The sequence below is a fragment of the Micromonospora sp. HM5-17 genome (assembly GCF_003762835.1).
Lineage (GTDB): Bacteria > Actinomycetota > Actinomycetes > Mycobacteriales > Micromonosporaceae > Plantactinospora.
Genome location: NZ_RJWA01000006.1, coordinates 408,586 through 425,253, shown reverse-complemented (window position 1 = coordinate 425,253; position 16,668 = coordinate 408,586). Strand labels below are relative to the sequence as shown.

The 16,668-nt window shown below is 74.4% G+C and carries 15 protein-coding genes and 1 pseudogene; 5 read left to right on the top strand and 11 right to left on the bottom strand.

All coding sequences use genetic code 11. From position 1 onward, the window contains the following. Positions 1-180 precede the first annotated feature (180 nt). Together def and tsaD are read left to right on the top strand one after the other, a co-directional pair. Positions 181-726, top strand: a complete 546-nt coding sequence (def, locus tag EF879_RS19710; protein ID WP_199736514.1) for a peptide deformylase — start codon at positions 181-183, stop codon at positions 724-726. Positions 727-729: 3 nt separating this feature from the next. Further along, positions 730-1,770: a tRNA (adenosine(37)-N6)-threonylcarbamoyltransferase complex transferase subunit TsaD gene (tsaD, locus tag EF879_RS19705; protein WP_123560676.1), complete on the top strand. Its 1,041-nt coding sequence runs from the start codon at positions 730-732 to the stop codon at positions 1,768-1,770. 301 nt (positions 1,771-2,071) lie between these two features. On the opposite strand, the gene EF879_RS27315 is transcribed toward tsaD, so the two are convergent. Further along, positions 2,072-2,221 (bottom strand): hypothetical protein, encoded by a 150-nt coding sequence (locus EF879_RS27315; protein ID WP_158624210.1) that lies wholly within the window; start codon positions 2,219-2,221, stop codon positions 2,072-2,074. Positions 2,222-2,517: 296 nt separating this feature from the next. Between EF879_RS27315 and smpB the strand changes: the two genes are divergently transcribed. Together smpB and EF879_RS19695 are read left to right on the top strand one after the other, a co-directional pair. After that, a complete protein-coding gene (gene smpB / locus EF879_RS19700; RefSeq protein ID WP_123560674.1) occupies positions 2,518-3,024 on the top strand; it encodes an SsrA-binding protein SmpB in 507 nt (168 codons plus the stop codon). 69 nt (positions 3,025-3,093) lie between these two features. Continuing rightward, positions 3,094-3,366, top strand: coding sequence for a hypothetical protein (locus tag EF879_RS19695; protein ID WP_123560672.1), 273 nt, complete (start codon positions 3,094-3,096; stop codon positions 3,364-3,366). A 94-nt stretch (positions 3,367-3,460) separates the two neighbouring features. Here EF879_RS19695 and EF879_RS19690 read toward each other — a convergent pair whose 3' ends face one another. Further along, entirely contained in the window at positions 3,461-5,182 is a 1,722-nt protein-coding gene (locus EF879_RS19690) for a metallophosphoesterase (protein WP_123560670.1), read from the bottom strand. On the opposite strand from EF879_RS19690, the pseudogene EF879_RS28875 reads away from it, so the two are divergent. After that, positions 5,181-6,710, top strand: a pseudogene (locus tag EF879_RS28875) (alkaline phosphatase family protein); the annotation flags it as partial. The gene EF879_RS19690 and the pseudogene EF879_RS28875 sit on opposite strands and share 2 nt — an antisense overlap. A gap of 957 nt (positions 6,711-7,667) precedes the next feature. Here EF879_RS28875 and EF879_RS19680 read toward each other — a convergent pair. The 9 genes from EF879_RS19680 to EF879_RS19640 form a co-directional block, all read right to left on the bottom strand. After that, the gene (locus EF879_RS19680) at positions 7,668-8,165 is read right to left on the bottom strand and encodes a DedA family protein (RefSeq protein ID WP_233604597.1); all 498 of its coding nucleotides are present in this window, start codon (positions 8,163-8,165) and stop codon (positions 7,668-7,670) included. A gap of 56 nt (positions 8,166-8,221) precedes the next feature. After that, positions 8,222-8,995: an MBL fold metallo-hydrolase gene (locus EF879_RS19675; RefSeq protein ID WP_123560668.1), complete on the bottom strand. Its 774-nt coding sequence runs from the start codon at positions 8,993-8,995 to the stop codon at positions 8,222-8,224. A 90-nt stretch (positions 8,996-9,085) separates the two neighbouring features. Continuing rightward, a complete protein-coding gene (locus tag EF879_RS19670; RefSeq protein ID WP_123560666.1) occupies positions 9,086-9,643 on the bottom strand; it encodes a hypothetical protein in 558 nt (185 codons plus the stop codon). 13 nt (positions 9,644-9,656) lie between these two features. Then, the gene (locus EF879_RS19665) at positions 9,657-10,553 is read right to left on the bottom strand and encodes a hypothetical protein (RefSeq protein ID WP_123560664.1); all 897 of its coding nucleotides are present in this window, start codon (positions 10,551-10,553) and stop codon (positions 9,657-9,659) included. A gap of 21 nt (positions 10,554-10,574) precedes the next feature. Further along, positions 10,575-11,852 carry an MCE family protein gene (locus EF879_RS19660; protein WP_123560662.1) on the bottom strand — a complete coding sequence of 426 codons (1,278 nt, stop codon included), beginning with the start codon at positions 11,850-11,852 and terminating at the stop codon, positions 10,575-10,577. Next, positions 11,849-13,381: an MCE family protein gene (locus tag EF879_RS19655; RefSeq protein WP_123560660.1), complete on the bottom strand. Its 1,533-nt coding sequence runs from the start codon at positions 13,379-13,381 to the stop codon at positions 11,849-11,851. The genes EF879_RS19660 and EF879_RS19655 overlap by 4 nt, the downstream gene beginning before the upstream one ends. Continuing rightward, positions 13,378-14,640, bottom strand: coding sequence for an MCE family protein (locus EF879_RS19650; protein ID WP_123560658.1), 1,263 nt, complete (start codon positions 14,638-14,640; stop codon positions 13,378-13,380). The genes EF879_RS19655 and EF879_RS19650 overlap by 4 nt, the downstream gene beginning before the upstream one ends. After that, complete coding sequence (locus EF879_RS19645; protein ID WP_123560656.1) at positions 14,640-15,626, bottom strand: MCE family protein; 987 nt, start codon at positions 15,624-15,626, stop codon at positions 14,640-14,642. Before EF879_RS19645 ends, EF879_RS19650 begins: the two co-directional genes overlap by 1 nt. Next, positions 15,623-16,660: an MCE family protein gene (locus EF879_RS19640; protein WP_123560654.1), complete on the bottom strand. Its 1,038-nt coding sequence runs from the start codon at positions 16,658-16,660 to the stop codon at positions 15,623-15,625. The genes EF879_RS19645 and EF879_RS19640 overlap by 4 nt, the downstream gene beginning before the upstream one ends. Positions 16,661-16,668: the final 8 nt, after the last annotated feature.

The following is a 16,668-nucleotide window of genomic DNA, read 5'->3' as shown; positions in this document are numbered from 1 at the left end:
ATTCGGATCATCAACCGCCGGCAGCGGAGCGGACGGCACCACGGCATGACCGTTGGCCTCGAAGTGCGCCAGAAAACGCCGCTTGATCTCCGCCGTCCGCATACCATCCGCCCTAACTGCAAGTCTTTGGTAGTTGCCATACCTTTGCAACTAGCTGGTGGTTGCATAGTATGGGCCACCGTGCAGACGCCCACCGGCACCCCACGACCCGTCACGCGGTACGGCACCCCGGTGCTGCACCGTCGCTGCGCCGAGGTGACCGTCTTCGACGACGCCCTCGCCCAACTCGTCGCAGACATGTTCGCCAGCATGTACGCCGCCAACGGCGTCGGACTGGCCGCCAACCAGATCGGCGTCGACGCCCGGATCTTCGTGCTCGACTGCCCCGACGCCACCGGTGCACGCGCCGTCGCCCACGTGATCAACCCGGTCCTGCACCTGCCCGAGCAACGCGTCCTCGTCACCGACTCCGAGGGCTGCCTGTCCGTACCCGGCCAGTACGCCGAGGTCACTCGGCCGGCCACCGCCACCGTCACCGGCGTCGACGTGCACGGCCAGCCGGTCCGGATCGACGGCACCGGAACCCTCGCCCGGTGTCTGCAACACGAGGTCGACCACCTCGACGGACTCGTCTACGTCGACCGGCTACCCGCCCGCCTCCGCAAACGGCTGCTGGCCGCCGCGGCCGAGCACCCCGGCGTCGGCGTCGGCACGAATCAGGGCTGACCGGTGCCCGTCGTCCTCGGCATCGAGACGTCCTGCGACGAGACCGGCGTCGGCATCGTCGCCGACGGCGTCCTGCTCGGCGACGCGCTCGCCACGAGCATGGACGAGCACGCCCGCTTCGGTGGCGTCGTGCCCGAGATCGCCGCCCGCGCCCACCTGCACGCCATCACCCCGATGGTGCGCCACGCCCTCGACCGCGCCGGTATCCGCTTCGCCGACATCGACGCCGTCGCCGCCACCGCCGGCCCCGGGCTCGCCACCGCCGTACAGGTCGGCCTCGCCGCGGCCAAGGCCTATGCCCTGGCCCTCGGCCTTCCCCTCTACGGCGTACATCACCTCGCGGGTCACGCCGCCGCCGACATCCTCGACCACGGCCCGCTGCCCGAGCGCAGCATCGCGCTGATCGTCTCCGGTGGCCACACCAGCCTGCTGCTGCTCGCCGACCTCGCCCGCGACCCCGTCATCCACCTCGGCGACACCGCCGACGACGCGGCCGGCGAAGCCTTCGACAAGGTCGCCCGCCTGCTCGGCCTGCCATACCCGGGCGGCCCGGCCATCGACGCCATGGCCCGCCACGGCGACCCCACCGCCATCGCCTTTCCCCGCCCCATGACCGCGCCCGGCGACCCGCCCTACCGGTTCTCCTTCTCCGGCCTGAAGACCGCCGTCGCCCGCTGGATCGAACGGCACCCGGGCCCGCTACCGGTCGCCGACATCGCGGCATCCTTCCAGGAAGCCGTCGCCGACACCCTCACCCGCAAGGCCGTCGACGCCTGCCGCGACCACGACATCGACACCCTGCTGCTCGTCGGCGGCGTCGCCGCCAACAGTCGTGTACGGACCCTCGCCGAGCAGCGCTGCGCCGCCGCCGGCGTCACCCTGCGCGTCCCTGCACCCCGGCTCTGCACCGACAACGGCGCCATGATCGCCGCCGTGGGTGACCTCCTCGTCCGCGCCGACGTCCCGCCCTCGCCGCTGTCCCTCGGCGCCGATCCCAATGCCCGGCTGACGCGCGCCCCCATCGGGGAGCCCGGTCGGTGGTGAGGCTCGGGTCGTGGGCGTCCACGCTGGGGGCGTCGGGCGTCGCCGACGCGCCGGGGCGGGCGCGCCCTGCGGGTCGTCCTGCTGGTCCAGAGCGGCGGGCCGGGGGAGTGGCGGTGACAGGTGAAATCGGGACCTCGCGGCGACCGACCCGGAACTGCCGCCGGGCGAGCGCCTGCGCGCCCACTGGAGAGACCACTTCAGCTACCTGGCGGCCCACCCCGAGCTGGCCCTGAACCTGATCCTCACGCACGCGGGCACCCCCGAGGCCACCGCGGAGTTCGAGGCCGCCCGCAGCGAGGGCCTACGCGACACCTGCCTGCTGCTCGGGCTCGACCCGGACCAGCCCGCCGTCGCGATGCTCATGCGCGCGTTCGGCGACAGCATGGATCGGCTCACCGCCGAATGGCCACGCGCCGGACAGCCGTTCACCATCCCGGCGCTCGAGCATCACGTATGCCCTTCCGGCATATGACGTGGGCGGCTGACCGCTGGCCACAGTTGCCGTGGGCCAGTCACCGGCGGAAGATCGACGACCGGGGCCCTGGTGACTTGGCGGCTCGGGGCACATCCGTCTGGCGAATGGTGTGGGCCTGCTGGTGGCCGGGTCCGGGATGGGGTCAGGTGTCGTACGCCCCTGTTACAGGTGCTGGCGGTCCGCGCCAGCCGGCCCTGAGGCAGGCCAGGGTGGGGTAGCGGGTTCGGGCAGCGTGGCGCCGTTCGCGTCTGGGGCCCCCCGTTCATCGATGGGTGGGCGGGGAGGGAGCCGTCACGTCCAGACGACACAGCCGGCAGGTCATCGCCACGAACCGGAAGGCCCGGCACGACTACACGATTCTGAAGACGTACGAGGCGGGGATCGTGCTGCGCGGCACCGAGGTGAAGTCGCTGCGGGCCGGGCACGCCTCGCTGGTCGACGCCTTCGCCCAGGAGCGGGACGGCGAGATCTGGCTGTACGGATTGCACATCGCGGAGTACGTGTACGGGACGTGGACCAACCACCAGCCGCGCCGGATGCGTAAGCTGCTGCTGCGGCGGGCGGAGATCGACCGGATCCTGAGCCGGGTCCGGGAGCCCGGCCTGACGCTGGTGCCCCTGTCGCTGTACTTCGAGAACGGTTGGGCGAAGGTCGAGCTCGGCATCGCCCGGGGCCGGCGGTCGTACGACAAGCGGCAGGTCCTGGCCGAGCGGGACGCGAACCGGGAGATCGCCCGGGAGCTGGGCCGCCACCTCAAGGGGATTCGTCGGGACGACTGACCGGGGTCACGGCACGGCGACCGGCCCGACGGCGGCGTGACGACGGGCCGAGGCGGGTATGACCGGCGCATGAGCGAACAGCACGGCGACCGGGTCGAGTACCGGGCCGACCACCTGCTGCCGGAGGAGCGCTCCGTCGGGAGCGACGACCCGGAGGCGCAGGCGGCGGCGATCCTGGCCGAGTCCGACCGGCGGGAGGCGGGTGCCGCGGCGCTGGCCGAGTCCGATCCCCGGACGGATGGGGTTGACCGGCACATCGCCGAGGCGTCGGCGGCGCCCGACTCGTTCCTGGAACGGCGCCGCTCCGACCAGACGGTGAGCCCACCGGAGCCGCCGGACTGAGCCGGCCGAGCCGGACCGCCGGGCGGACGGGATGAGCCGGAGATGAGCCGGACCGCCGGGCGGACGGGAGGAGCCCGAGCATCGGATGCCGCCGTCAGGCCAGCGGGAACTCGTCGAACAGCAGCGCCGGCGCGTCCGGCTCCCGGGTGTCGAACCGGTACGACCGGACCACCCCGGCCGCCGAGTCCAGGATCGAGAAGACCGTGATGTCGTTGCTGGCGACGTACGGCAGCGGGGTACCCGCTGAGTCGGTGAGCGGCGCGATCGTCGGCACGATCGGGCGCAGCCCGCCCGGGTCACCCTGCCGGACGTGGTCCGGGCCGTCCGGCAGCGGCCGGGACAACCCGGACGTCACGTCGTACGCGCCGTAGCTGTTGCCGACGTTCGAGGTCTCCAGCCAGTTCACCCCCGCGGCATTGCGGAACCGGTTCCACAGGTGGGTGTGGCCGGTGTGCACCAGGTGTACGCCGGAGGCGGAGAAGAGCGGCTCCAGGTCGCGCAGGACGTAATCCTCGGCGAGCGGATAGGCGTACCGGACGACGGTGACCGCGCCGGTCGCCGGGTCGCGCTCGACACGCTGGACCGGGTCGGTGAACGCGGGCGTCGAGTTGTCCCCGAGTCCGTGGCTGGAGTGGTGGAACATCACCACCCGGAACCGGGCGGCGCGGGCCGCCTCCGAGGTGAGTTCCCGCGCCAGCCAGCGGTACTGCGCCGAGCCCCGGTGCACCGGCTCGAAGATGAACCGGCCGTAACCCCAGCGCTCCGGGTGCGCCAGGTCCGCCGCGCCCTCGGCGAACGTGCTGGGGCCGTCCGCCACGTGCGGCCGCCAGATCCCGGTGACGAAGAGCGTGACGAGGTGGACGTTGCCGATCGTCCGTGACCACCATCGGGGCCCGCCCGCCTCGCTGCGGGGGTGGGGAAACAGCTCCTCGTACGTCGTGACGTCCCACTCGGCGGGTCGCGGGTGGGCGAACTGGCTGGTCAGGCTCCCCGCCCGCGACTGGCGGCCCATCACCTCGTGGTTGCCGATCGCGGGAAAGAGCGGGGTGTGCTGCAGCAGCTCCGCGCCCCGGTAGGTCCGGCCGGCGATCGTCGCCGCCCGCCCGGTCATCGCGGCGAAGAAGGCCGGGCCGGCAGCGCTGTCGAACCAGTCGCTGGCCCGGTCCGGCACGTTGACCATGTCGCCCGCCATCAGCACACCGTCGAGGCACACCCCGACGGTTTCGGCGACCTTCGCCAGGTTGGCCGGAGTCATCCGCGCCAACTGGTGGTCGCTGGTGAGCAGCAGCCGTACGCCCCGACCGGGTGGTACCGCCGGGGCGAGCGAGTACGCCGGCGTCACCGTCGACCGGCCCTGGTCGTCGATCGACACCACCCGGTACGGCGTACGGCCGGCCGCCAGGCCGGTGACCCGGGCGAGGTGCCGGTACACCGGGCGGGGCGTCACCTCCGAGTAGGTCCGGCCCGGAACCCGCGAGTCGGCGTCCTCCCGGGTCCGGGTCAGCCGGTGGGTCCGGGCGTCGAATCGGCGCCACCCGGCTCCGGAGGCTCCGGCGCCCGTCGCGGCGTCCCGGGCCTCCCGGCCGGTCATCCCGACCACCGCCGGGCCGACCAGGACAACCTGGGCGGTTCCGGGCGGTTCCGTGTGCCAGACGACGTGGACGCCCGCGGCGTCCGGATCCAGCAGGTACGGCTCGCAGAGCAACCGGCCGCCGTCGGCGCCTGCTCCGCCGTCGGCGGTACGGCCGGTGAGCGTCTCGCCGGCCGCTCCCTCGGCCGGTCCGGCGCCGGCGTCGGGGTGGGGATCGTCCGTCATGGCAGGAGAGTCAACCAGCGCCGGGCGCGGCGCGACAGGTGGCCGGCGGCCCGGGTCACCCCGCGTGGTGGCGTCGCTCCACCTATTGCCATGGTCACATCCTGCGCGACGGCGGCGGGCGACCGGCTCAGCGGAGGCGGCCGTGTGCCAAGGTGGGGCGGTGACCGCGCGCCGAGATTCGCCCTCCTCGCCGACCGGGTCCCCACCCCGACGCGGCCGGCTGGTCCTCAGCGAACTGCGCGCCTGGCGGCCGACCGTGGCCCGGCTGCGGGAACTGGCCCGTAGCCTGGTCACCTCGTTCCTCGTGCTGGCCGGCACGCTGTGGCTGATGCCCGGCGTGGACGCCGACGGGCTGACCGCCGTGCTCTGGCTGGTCGTGCTGGTCGCCTGTGTTGGGGCGCTGCTGCGTCCGCTGCTCCTCGCCCTGGCCACGGTGCTGGGCGGACTCGCCGTCCTGATCATGGGCGCCAGCGTGCAGACGATCGTCTTCTACGTCGCGCTGCGGCTGGCACCCCAGGCGCACCTGTCCGGACTGCCGGCCGCGGTCGCCGCGTCCTGGACCGCGGTGGCGCTCGCCGCCATCGTCAACTGGTTGATCGATGCCGGCACCGACGACGCCTTCGTCAACGAGAACCGCCGGTTGATGCGCAAGGTACGGCGGGCGGCCCGGCACGACACCGCCGCGGGGGGCGAGGGTCTGGTCATCATCCAGCTCGACGGGGTCTCCACCCCGCTGCTGCGCTGGGCGGTGCAGGCCGGCAACCTGCCCAACCTCGGCCGGTGGCTGCGCACCCGCAGTCACCGGATGACCTCCTGGCACACCGGCCTCCCCGCGACGACGCCGGCGGCACAGGCCGGCATCCTGTACGGCGACCGCAGCAACGTGCCGGCATTCCGCTGGTACGAGAAGCAGACCGGCCGGCTCATGGTGGCCAGCCGGCCCCGGGACGCCGCCGACATCGAGCGCCGGATGTCGGTCGGGCGGGGGCTGCTCCGCGACGGCGGGACGAGCATCAGCAACGTCTTCGCCGGCGACGCGCCCGCCACCCTGTTCACGGTCAGCCGTGCGGCCCTGCCCGGTCGCTCCGCCCGGGGCTACGCGGCCTTCATGACCAGCCCGTACGGCCTCACCCGGGCCATCGTGCTCGGTATCGGTGGCCTGCTGCGGGAGCTGTACCAGGCGCGGGCGCAGCGGCTACGCGACGTTCGACCGCGGATCGAACGTACCGGCGCCTTCCTGGCGCTGCGTCCGCTGACCGGCATCCTGCGCGACGTCAACGTCACGCTGATCGCTGAGCAGATGGCGCTCGGCGCCCCGGTGATCTTCTGCGACTTCGTGGACTACGACGAGGTGGCCCACCACGCCGGACCGGCCCGTCCCGAGGCGCTGGACGCGCTGGTACGGCTCGACCAGGTGCTCGGGGTCGTACAGCGGCTCTCGGCCGAGGCAGCCCGCCGGTACCACCTGGTCGTCCTCTCCGACCACGGGCAGAGCCAGGGCGAGACGTTCCAGCAGCAGTTTGGCGAGTCGCTGACCGAGGTGGTCAACCGGCTGGTCCAGGACTCGCGCGCCGCCGCGGCATCCGTCGCCGCGACCCGGGCCGCCGCGGCGCCGGCGCCACGCGGCGCGGCGGCGCGGCCACCGGACCCCGATCCGGTCCGTCCGGCGCCGGATCCGGCAGGCGCGACACCGGACCCGGATCCGGCCGGCCCGAGGCCGCGCGGTGCGGCCACCCCCGCCGTCGCGCGGGCGGGCCCCGCCTCCGGCGCGGCGGTCGAGCCGCGGGACACCTCCGCCGCCTCCGCCGGGGCGGTTGAATCGGCCGGCGCCTGGCCGGGCGGGCACACGGTACCGGCCGAGCTGGCCGGCCGACTCCTGCCCGGGTCGGTGGCGCCGCCCCGAGCCCTCGCCACCCTCGGGACGCGACACGGCGGGACGACCGACGAGGAGCCGGGCCGGGCCGCCGCCCGTCCGGACGCGGCGGTCGTGGTCGCCTCCGGCAACCTGGCAATGGTCTACCTGCCCGGACGACCCGGGAAACTCTCCCGCGCGGAGATCGACGCCGCGTACCCCGGCCTCCTGACCGGGCTCGCCGCGCACCCCGGGATCGGCGTAATCGTCGTCGGCGACGAGGACGGACCGGTGGCGATCGGCGGTGAGGGCGAACACCGCCTACGGGACGGGCGGGTCACCGGCACGGACCCGCTGCGGGGCTACGGACCGCACGCCCGTACCGACCTGCTGCGGCACCAGGAGATGGCGCACGTCGGGGACCTCGTCCTGCTCAGTGCGTTCGACCCCGGGACGGAGGACGTCGCGGCGTTCGAGGAGCTGGTCGGCAGCCACGGCGGGCTGGGCGGATGGCAGAACGACGCCTTTCTGGTTCATCCGGCCGACTGGCCGGTCACCGAGGCCCCGCTGGTCGGGCCGGACAGCATCTACCGCCAGCTCACCGCCTGGCAGCGGATGCTCGGCCTGCGCCGCTCAGACCCGGCTGCGGCGCCGGACCAGGTCGGGGACCTGCGTGATCACGACCACCAGGGCCACCGCGACCAGCACCCCCTGCCAGGGCTCGGGGAAGATCGAGCCGCCGAGCATCCCGATGGCGGCGTACACCCCGGACCAGAGGACGCAGGCCGGCGCGTTCGCCAACGCGAAGCGCCGCCCGTCCACGCCGATCAGCGCGGCGGTGAGGAGCACCGGAATCCGCCCGCCGGGCAGCAGCCTCGAGACCAGCAGTACCGGCACCGCCCGCGCCCGCAGCCGCGCGACGAGTCCGTCGAGCCGCTGCCCGCCGCGGATCCACCGTAGGCGGCGGGCCAGCTGCTCACCGCCGAGGCGGCAGGCCAGGTAGGTGACGGCGTCGCCCAGGTAGGCGGCCACCGCCCCGGTCAGCACCACCGCGACGACGGCCAGGGAGTGCCGGTGGAAGGCGAGGGCCGCCGCCGCGCTGACGGCGGCGCCGGTGGGGACGACCGGCACCACCGCACCGAAGGCCACCACCAGGAAGAGCGGGGTCAGCAGCTCGATGGCGTCGGTCACCGGACGTGGTCCAACGCGAGTGTTCCCCCGGGCGGCAGCTCGGTGACCCGCGTGGCGGGCGCGACCTCGGCGGCCCTGGCGGCGAAGCGCGCGCCCGGATCGTGGAACATCCCCCGCCGCAGGGGCAGACCGGCCGGCCAGAAGGTGCCGAAGTGCACCGGCACCGCGTGCCGCGGGGCACTGCGGCGGACCGCCTCGGCCGCCTGCGCCGGGTCGAGGTGGCCGGCACCGAGGGTCGGACCCCACCCGCCGACCGGCACCAGCGCGAGGTCCAACGGGCCGAGCGTGGACATGCCCTCGAAGAGCCCGGTGTCGCCGGGGTACCAGATGTTCGCCGCCCCGTGCATGGTGTAGCCGACCGCGACCGCCCGGTGCCGCGACCAGGGACCCCGGCCGCCGTCGTGGACCGCGGGGACGGCGCGTACGGTGACCGCACCCACCCGCGTCGACTCGCCGGGAGCGAGCTCAACCGTACGGCGGGTGGTGTCCGCCCCGAGCCGGCGCCGCAGGAACGGGCCGGCGCCGGCCGGGACCACGAGGGTGGCGGTGAGTGGAATGTTACGCAGCGTGGCAAGGTCGAGATGGTCGGCGTGCAGATGCGAGACCAGCACGGCGTCGGGCGGTCCGGACAGCCGCGGCGTCGGGCCGCGCCGGCGACGCAGATGCGCGACCCGGTCCCGCAGCACGGGATCGGTCACCAGCCGGACGCCGGAGTCCTCCAGCCAGATGGTGCTGTGCCCCCACCAGGTGACCCGAACCTCAGAACCCACACCGCCACGGTACGACCAGCGCGCGTCGGCGTCGCCATCGACCCGTCGACCCGTCGCTCCCGGCACGGTCGGCCGCCACCGCCCCCCGGCTCAGATGGCGGTCGCCCGCGCCACCTTCCACTCCGCGCCGACCCGACGCAGCTCCAGGACGACCCGGTTCTGGTCGACCTTCTCCCCGTCGGTGTTGGCGTTGCGCCGGTACTGGTTGAGGTAGACGAGCAGCTCGACGCGATCGGGCTCCGCCTCGATCACGCCGCTGGCGGAGACCTCGGCGAGCACCACCGCCTGCTCGGCGATCGCCGTCGACCTCAGCGCGGCCGTCGTCTCCGCGTACTCGTCGGCGAACGCGCCGGTGACGAAGGCCCGCCCGTTCGACACGCTGGCGTCGAAGTTCCGGTAGTCGTACGAGAAGATCGCCTTCGCGGCGGGGGTGGCGGTCGCGAGTGCCTGGCGTACCGCGGTGTCGCGGGCCTGCGCCTGCCGCTGGGCGTACCAGGCGGTGCCGGCCGCGCCGGCGGCGAGCACGGTGAGGACGGCGAGGACGGCGATCAGCCGGTCGCCGGATCGGCGCCGCCGCCCGGTGGCCGGTGCCCGATCCCGCCGCCGTCGCGGGGTGAGCCGGCGGGCGAGCGTGGCGACGATGGTCACGGCGTTTCCCCTCTCAGCCGACGAACTGGAGTCGGGACACCAGCCAGGTGTCGGAGTCGCGGTCGTGGGTCAGGTCGACCTGGATGCGGTAGTGGGCGACCCGGCCCTCCGGGGCGTGCACGTTCTTGACGGTGGCGTCCACGGCGACCAGGACGACGGCGGTGCGCCGGTCACCGGAGATCAGGCCGGCGCGGAGTACGGTGCCGGTCGACTCCACCTTGTTCTCGATGACGGCCGCGCGGACCTGGGGCTGGCCGCGCAGGAACTCCTCCCTGAACTCACCGGTGGCTCCGGCCACGATCCGCTGGAGGTCGCTGTCCACGCTGGAGGCGCTGACCGAGACGAAGTTGACCGTTGTCTGGCGGGCGGCGGCCAGGGCCGCCGCGTGTGCCCGGGTCAGCGTCCGGTCCTGGTACCAGCGGTAACCGAAGAAACCCGCGGCGGCGAGCGCCGCGCAGAGTGCGACGGCGAGCGCCGCCGTCACCAGCGGCCGGCGCCGCGTCGCCGTCTCCGCCGTCGTGGCCGCGGCGGCGGTGGTCGGCTCTGACGTCGGTGTCGTCGTCGTAGCCTGGTCGGGCGGGGACGGGTCGGAGCCGTCGTCCCCGGCGCTCTCGGCGATCGGCGGGGTCGGCGCCGTGTCGAGGAGCCCGACCGGCTCCTCGTCGAGCCGGGCCAGCACCTCCGCCACGGGATCCGGCGCCGGCACCCGGCGGACCACGGTCCGGCGCGGGGTCGCGCGCCGCCGCCGGACCGCCGCGCGGGCCACACCGGCCGACGGGCGCACCGCCACCGCCGGCGGCTCCGCCCCGGCCGGCGGCTCCTCCGGCGCCGGGGCGTCGCCGCCCCCGGCGGGATCGGCCGGCGGTGGGGTCCTGACCAGCTTCAACCTGCGCTCCTCGCCTCGCGACATCGTGCACACTCCTTCGAACGGTCAGGGCGCCAGGCCGGCGAGCAGGAGTTGCTTCCAGGACTCGTCGCCGGCGAGCCGGTACTGTCCGCCGGTCGCGCCGAACATCAACGGCGCGCCGCCCGGCCCGAGGACGAGTCCGGTCGAGGGGTCGTAGCCGGCGACGGTGGCCCCCGAGTCCGGCGGGTCGGTCGGCCCGTCCCCGGCGTCTCCGATCGGTCCCGGTGTCGGCGCCGGGTCGGTGCCCCCGGGGCGGGGCGCGTTGCCGCTGCCCCGCACGCTGGAGCCGCGGGCCGTCTCGCCCGGCGTGCAGCGGGTGGTGCCGGCCCGGTAGACGCAGGAGGGCGGGTTGCCGACGTTCACCACCAGGCCGAAGTGCGCCGTACCGTCGCCCGGCGCGACGGTGAACCCGCCGTCCACCACCAGGGGATAGACCACGAGCAGCTGCTCGATCCCGGCCAGCCGGCGGGTGGCGACCCCGGTCACCGAGACCAGGTTGCCGAGCAGGGTGCCGACGGCGGGATCCAGGTCGCGGAGCAACGTGACCAGCTCGGTGGCGGCGGGTGGTCCGTCGGCGAGGATCCGGCGTAGGTCCGGGTCGGCCGCCCGCAGCGTCGCGGCGAGCCGGGCCAGTCCGTCCGCCCACCGACGCAGCGCATCCGCCGACTCCTCCTGGGTACGCAGCACCGTCCGGCCGTCCCGGATCAGCGCCACGGTCTCGGGCAGCCGCGCGGTCGCCTCGGCCAGCAGCGCGTCGCCCGCGTCGAGGATCCGCCGCAGCGCCGCCTCGTTGCCCTGGAACGCGGCGCCCAGCTCGTCGATGACCACCGCCAGGTCGTCGGCGTCGATCGAGCGCACCAGCGCGTCCAGGTTGGCCAACAGCGTCTCCGGGGCGAGCGGCACGCCGGTCCGGTCGGCCGGGATCACCGATCCGTCGCCCAGGTACGGGCCGGTGTCGGTCTCCGGGCGTAGGTCGACGTACTGCTCCCCGACGGCGGAGCGCTGCGACACCACCGCCCGGAGATTCGCCGGCACCCGTACGCCTCGGTCCAGCCGCAGGTCGACCCGAACCCCGGCGTCGCGCAGGGTCACCGCCTCGACCCGCCCGACCGGCACCCCCCGGTAGCTGACCGGCGCGTTCGGGAAGATGCCACCCGCCTCGACGAAGTCGGCGTGCACCAGGAACCCGCGGCCGAGGAGCCGGTCGCCCAGCCCGACGTACCGGACGCCGACGTACCCGATGCCGAGCACGCTGACCACGAGGAAGGCCAGCACCTGGAGCCTCGCCGCACGACCGATCATCCCAGCAGCCCTCCGCCCAGGAGGTCGAGCAGCCCTCCGCGGCGTCCGCTGGTCTCGCCGGTCGGGCCCGGGAGCAGGCAGCCCGGGGTGAGGATGGTCCCGAGCGGCAGGCGGGTGCCGGGCGGGAAGACCGTTCCCGGCGGTACCCCCCCGTCCGGCGGCTTCAGGCCGCCCTCCGGCGGCGACGACCCGGGGCGCAGCAGGTCGCAGTCGGGGGGCAACTCGCACTCGGGCAGCAACGGCGGCAGCCAGTCGAGGGGGAGCAGCTTGCCGACCGGGAGGCAGATCTCGGGCAGCATGCCGGGCAGCACCGGACCGACGCCGCCGGGGCGTTCGCCGTCACCGCGGCCGGGACCGTCCGGCCGGGAACCCCCGGAGCGGTCCGGCCGGGCGGCGCCGCGGTCATCGTTCCGCCGGCCGTCGCGGTTCGGCTCCCGATCGACCGGCGTGGCGGAGAAGAGGTTCGCCAGGATCGCGGCCGCGTCGAGATCGGCGGTGACCGACAGGTTGATGAAGTCGCCGACGATCGCGCCGGTGACGTTCGGCGGGAACGGGTACGACAGCATGAAGTCCAGCGACTTCGGCAGGTCGTCGCCGGCCCGGACCAACTGCTCCAGGATCGGCTGCAACTCTCTCAGGCTGGCCACCGTCCCCTCGTGGCTCGCGGTGACCACCCGGGTCCCGACCCGGCCCAGTTCGCCGAGCGCGGTCAGGGCGGCGCCGAGCTGCCGGCGCTGGTCGGCCAGGACGGCGAGGCCGGGGTCGAGCGCGTCCAGCGCATCGCCGAGCACCGCCCGCTGCCGGGCAAGCCGGTCGGTGAGCCGGTCGAGGGCCTCCACCGCCCGGACCAGGTCGGCCTTCTGCCGGTCGAGCCCGCCGACGAAGGTCTCAAGCTGGCGCAGCGTCTCCCGGACGTCGGACTCCCGCCCCTCCAGCGCCGCCGCCAGCTCCCGGCTGATCGTCTTGAGTTCGGCCAGCCCGCCGCCGTTGAGGAGCAGGCCGAGCGCGGCCAGCACCTCCTCGACGTCGGCCGACCGCCTCGTCCTGGCCAGCGGGATGACCCCGCCGTCGCCGAGCTCGCCGACCGGTGCCTCGGTCACCGGGGCGGCGAGCGCGACGTACTTCTCACCGAGCAGGCTGGTCTGCCGCACCGCCGCGGTGGCGTTGGCGGGAAGCCGGACCGTACGGTCCACCCGCATCCGCACCCGGGCGGTCCAACCGGCGAGCGCGATCTTTTCGACCGAGCCGACCGTGACATCGTTGACCTTGACCGCGGCCTGCGGCACCAGGTCGAGGACGTCGGTGAACTCCGCGGTCACCCGGTACGCCGGGCCGGAGGGCGCACCACCCGGCAGCGGCAGGTCGGCCGGGTCGACGGTGCAGCCGGAGATCCCGAGCAGCGCCGCGGTCAACGCCGCGACGTGCCGGCTCCGGAGTCGGGTGGCGCGCGGCGCGGGGACGGTGGCGCTGCGCGTCCTGGACCGGGCGCGCGATTCGGGTCGCGGCCGGGCCGCCGTGGCGCCGCTCATCGGGGACCCCGCAGGATCCCGCCGAGGGTGCGGTCGAGCGACGCCTCCGGACCGGGCAGCCCCGGCAGGGGAGTCTCGGACGCCCCCGACGATCCGGCCGCCGTCGCGTCCGGGGCAGCGGGGGTACGGCCCGGTTCGCCCCGTGGCGGCAGGTTGAGCAGTGCGCGCAGCTCCTCGGGGAGCGGCAGTTTCTCGAGCCGGAGGGTCTGGGCCAGCGCGAAACAGCGCTCCGGCACCTCCCGCACCGGCAGCACGTCGACCAGCGCCGCGCAGATGTAGGCGGCCGGGTCGTACGGTCCGAGGAGGTTGTCCCGGGTGTCCAGCGTTCCCGACCGGGCGTTGTACGCGAGGTTGAGGTTCGAGAGCGCCAGCGGCGCCACGTCCAGGATCGTGATGATCGCCCGCTGCTGCCGGACCAACACGTTCGTGACGTCGGCGAGCGCCTCCACGTTGGCGGCGAGGATGGTCCGGTTGTCCCGGACGAACCGGGTCACCTCGTCGAGTGCGGTCGCGAGGTTGCGCAGCGCGGCGGCGAGGTCGTCGCGTTCGGCGGTGAGCTGCCCGGCGACGTCGGCGAGCTGCTGGTTGAAGGCGCGGACCTGCTGATCGCTGCGGGCCAGCGCGGTGGCGAACCGCTGGAGGTTCGCGACCGTGCCGAAGAGGTCCTGCCGGCCGTCGGCCAGCGTCTCCAGGGCGTCGGAGAGCCCGTCGAGGGTCTCGTGCAGCGCCGCGCCATTGCCGGACAGGTTGGCCCGGCCCGCGGCGAGCAGCTCCGACAGCGCGCCGTCGGCGTTCGCCCCCGTCGGCCCCAGCGCCCGGTTGAACTCGTCCAGCGCCCGGAAGATGTCGTCGATCTCCATCGGCGCCGCCGTCCGTTCGACCGGCAGCTCCGCGCCGTCGGGCAGCCGGGCACCGCCGGCGTAGGCGGGGGTGAGCTGTACGTACCGGTCGCTGACCAGGCTCGGCGGCACGATCACCGCCCGAACGTCGGCCGGGAGTTCCTGGTCGCCGTCGTACCGCAGCTCCACCCGGACGGTACGCCCGGCCGGGACGACGGCGACGACCTCGCCGATCCGTACCCCGAGCACCCGTACGTCGGAGCCGGGGTGGACGCCGACCGCCCGGGCGAAGTGGGCGACGAGGCGGTGCTGGGGCGTACCGGGGCGCAGCACGACGACGGCCCCGACCGCGGCGACCACCACCGTCACCCCGGCGGCGAGCCACCGTCGCCACCGTCCGACCGGTTCCGTCCGGCGCATCAGCGACCTCCCGTCGTCGGCACGTACGGCTGCAGCAGCCCGCGCAGGTACGAGTCGAACCAGCGACCGTTGCCGAGCACGTTGGTGAAGGCCTCGAGGAACGGACCCACCGTCCGTAGCGTCTGCTCCAACTCGTCCTTGTTCCGTTGCAGCACGGCGACGACCTCGCGGAGCTGGCGCAGGGTGGGCTCCAGCGTGGTCCGGTTGTCGGCGACCAGCCCGGAGAGCTGGGCGGCCAGGTCACGGGTGCCGACCAGCAGCTCGTGGATCGCGTCCCGACGCCGACTCACCTCGGCCAGCAGCGCGGACCCGTCGGCGACCAGCCGCCGGAACTCCTCGTCCCGGTCGGCGAGGACCTCGGTGACGTTCCGCGCCCGGGCCAGCAGCTCCCGTAGCTGCGCGTCCCGGTCGGCGACCGTCCGAGAGAGCCGTGCGAGCCCGTCCAACGAGGACCGCACGCTACCCGGGGTGTCGGCGAAGGTCTCGGTGAGGGTGCGGAACGCGGTGGCGAGCTGCGCCTCGTCGATTTCGTCGAGCGTCTCCGCCAGTCCGGTCACCGCCGACATCACGTCGAACGGCGAGGCCGTCCGGTCCAGCGGGATCTCCGCGTCCTCCGGCAGCCGGCCCGGTCCGGCCGGAGCCAGGGCCAGGTACTTCTGCCCGAGCACCGTCTTGATGCGGATCGTCGCCCCGGTCTGTTCCCCGAGCCGGACGGCGTCGTCGTCGATCCGGAACCGTACCCGGACGTACGGGCCGGTGGCGCCCCGGGCCAACCCGACGCCGGTCACCTCGCCGACGCGTACCCCGGCGACCCGGACCTCGTTGCCGACCGCGAGCCCGCTCGCGTCCCGGAACGCCGCCCGGTAGGTGCGGTCGCCGAGCGCGGTCAGGTCGTCGAGCCGGAACGCCGTCAGCAGCACCGCGGCGAGGACGACCAGCCCGACCGCGCCGGTCACCGCGGGGTTGCGCTCTCGAAAGGGTCTCATCGTTGTCCTCCCGGCCCGGCGCACCGGGCCGCCTGCGAGCTGAACGTCGCCGGGCTGATCGCGCCCCGCCCGGCGACCGCGATCCGTCCGTCGAAGTCGCACATGAAGAAGTTGAGCCAGGAGCCGTGCGAGGCGGTCCGGGTCAACGCCGTGTACCGCTCGGGGAGCCGGCCCAGCGTACGGTCGAGCACCGCGGCGTTTCGGTCCAGCGTCCCGGCCAGGTCACCGAGGTCGGCGATGTCGGCGGCCAGCGCCGGCCGGGCGTCGGCCAGCAGCGCGGCGGTGGCGCCGGTGAGGGTGCCGAGGTTGACCAGCGCGTCCCCGATCGCCTCCCGGTCGGCCGCCAGCCCGGAGACGAACTGCTGGAGCGAGCCGATGGTCCGGTCCAGCTCGGCGTCCCGCGAGTCGAGGGTGGCCAGCACCGCGTTCAGGTTCGTCACCACCCGGCCGATCACGGCGTCCCGGTCGGCCAGGGTGGTGGTCAACGAGGCGGTGTGGGCCAGCAGGCTCGACACCGTGCCGCCCTCACCCTGGAGCACCTGGATGATCTCGTACGCCAGCCTGTTGACGTCCTCCGGACTCAGCGCGGTGAACAGCGGCCGGAATCCGTTGAAGAGGGTGGTCAGGTCCAGCGCCGGGGTGGTCCGGTCGAGCGGGATCAGCCCGCCCGGACGCAGCGGTGCCCCGCCGCCCGGCCCCTCGCTGAGCGCGACGTAGCGCTGGCCGACGAGGTTCCGGTACCGGATCGTCGCCCGCACCGTGTCGGTCAGCGGCACGTCCTCGGTGAGGGTGAACGCGACCTCGGCGACGCGGTCGTCGACGACCCGGATCTCCTCGACCCGCCCGACCCGGACGCCGGCGATCCGCACGTCGTCGCCGGGGAGCAGGCCCGTGACGTCGGTGAAGCGCGCCCGGTAGTCGGTGCCGCCGAGGGGGAACGCGCCGAGTGTCTGGGCGAGCAGCGCGGTCAGCAGCAGCGTCACCGTGGCGAAGGCGACCAGCTTGACCAGCGGTGCGACCGGAACCCGGGTCATGACCACTC

What these genes read in the sequence shown, in the direction of transcription:
- EF879_RS19695 (WP_123560672.1), top strand. Translation starts at nt 3,094, where the DNA reads ATGAGCGAACAGCACGGCGACCGGGTCGAGTACCGGGCCGACCACCTG.
- EF879_RS19690 (WP_123560670.1), bottom strand. Translation starts at nt 5,182, where the DNA reads ATGACGGACGATCCCCACCCCGACGCCGGCGCCGGACCGGCCGAGGGA.
- EF879_RS19665 (WP_123560664.1), bottom strand. Translation starts at nt 10,553, where the DNA reads ATGTCGCGAGGCGAGGAGCGCAGGTTGAAGCTGGTCAGGACCCCACCG.
- EF879_RS19660 (WP_123560662.1), bottom strand. Translation starts at nt 11,852, where the DNA reads ATGATCGGTCGTGCGGCGAGGCTCCAGGTGCTGGCCTTCCTCGTGGTC.
- EF879_RS19655 (WP_123560660.1), bottom strand. Translation starts at nt 13,381, where the DNA reads ATGAGCGGCGCCACGGCGGCCCGGCCGCGACCCGAATCGCGCGCCCGG.
- EF879_RS19650 (WP_123560658.1), bottom strand. Translation starts at nt 14,640, where the DNA reads ATGCGCCGGACGGAACCGGTCGGACGGTGGCGACGGTGGCTCGCCGCC.
- EF879_RS19645 (WP_123560656.1), bottom strand. Translation starts at nt 15,626, where the DNA reads ATGAGACCCTTTCGAGAGCGCAACCCCGCGGTGACCGGCGCGGTCGGG.
- EF879_RS19640 (WP_123560654.1), bottom strand. Translation starts at nt 16,660, where the DNA reads ATGACCCGGGTTCCGGTCGCACCGCTGGTCAAGCTGGTCGCCTTCGCC.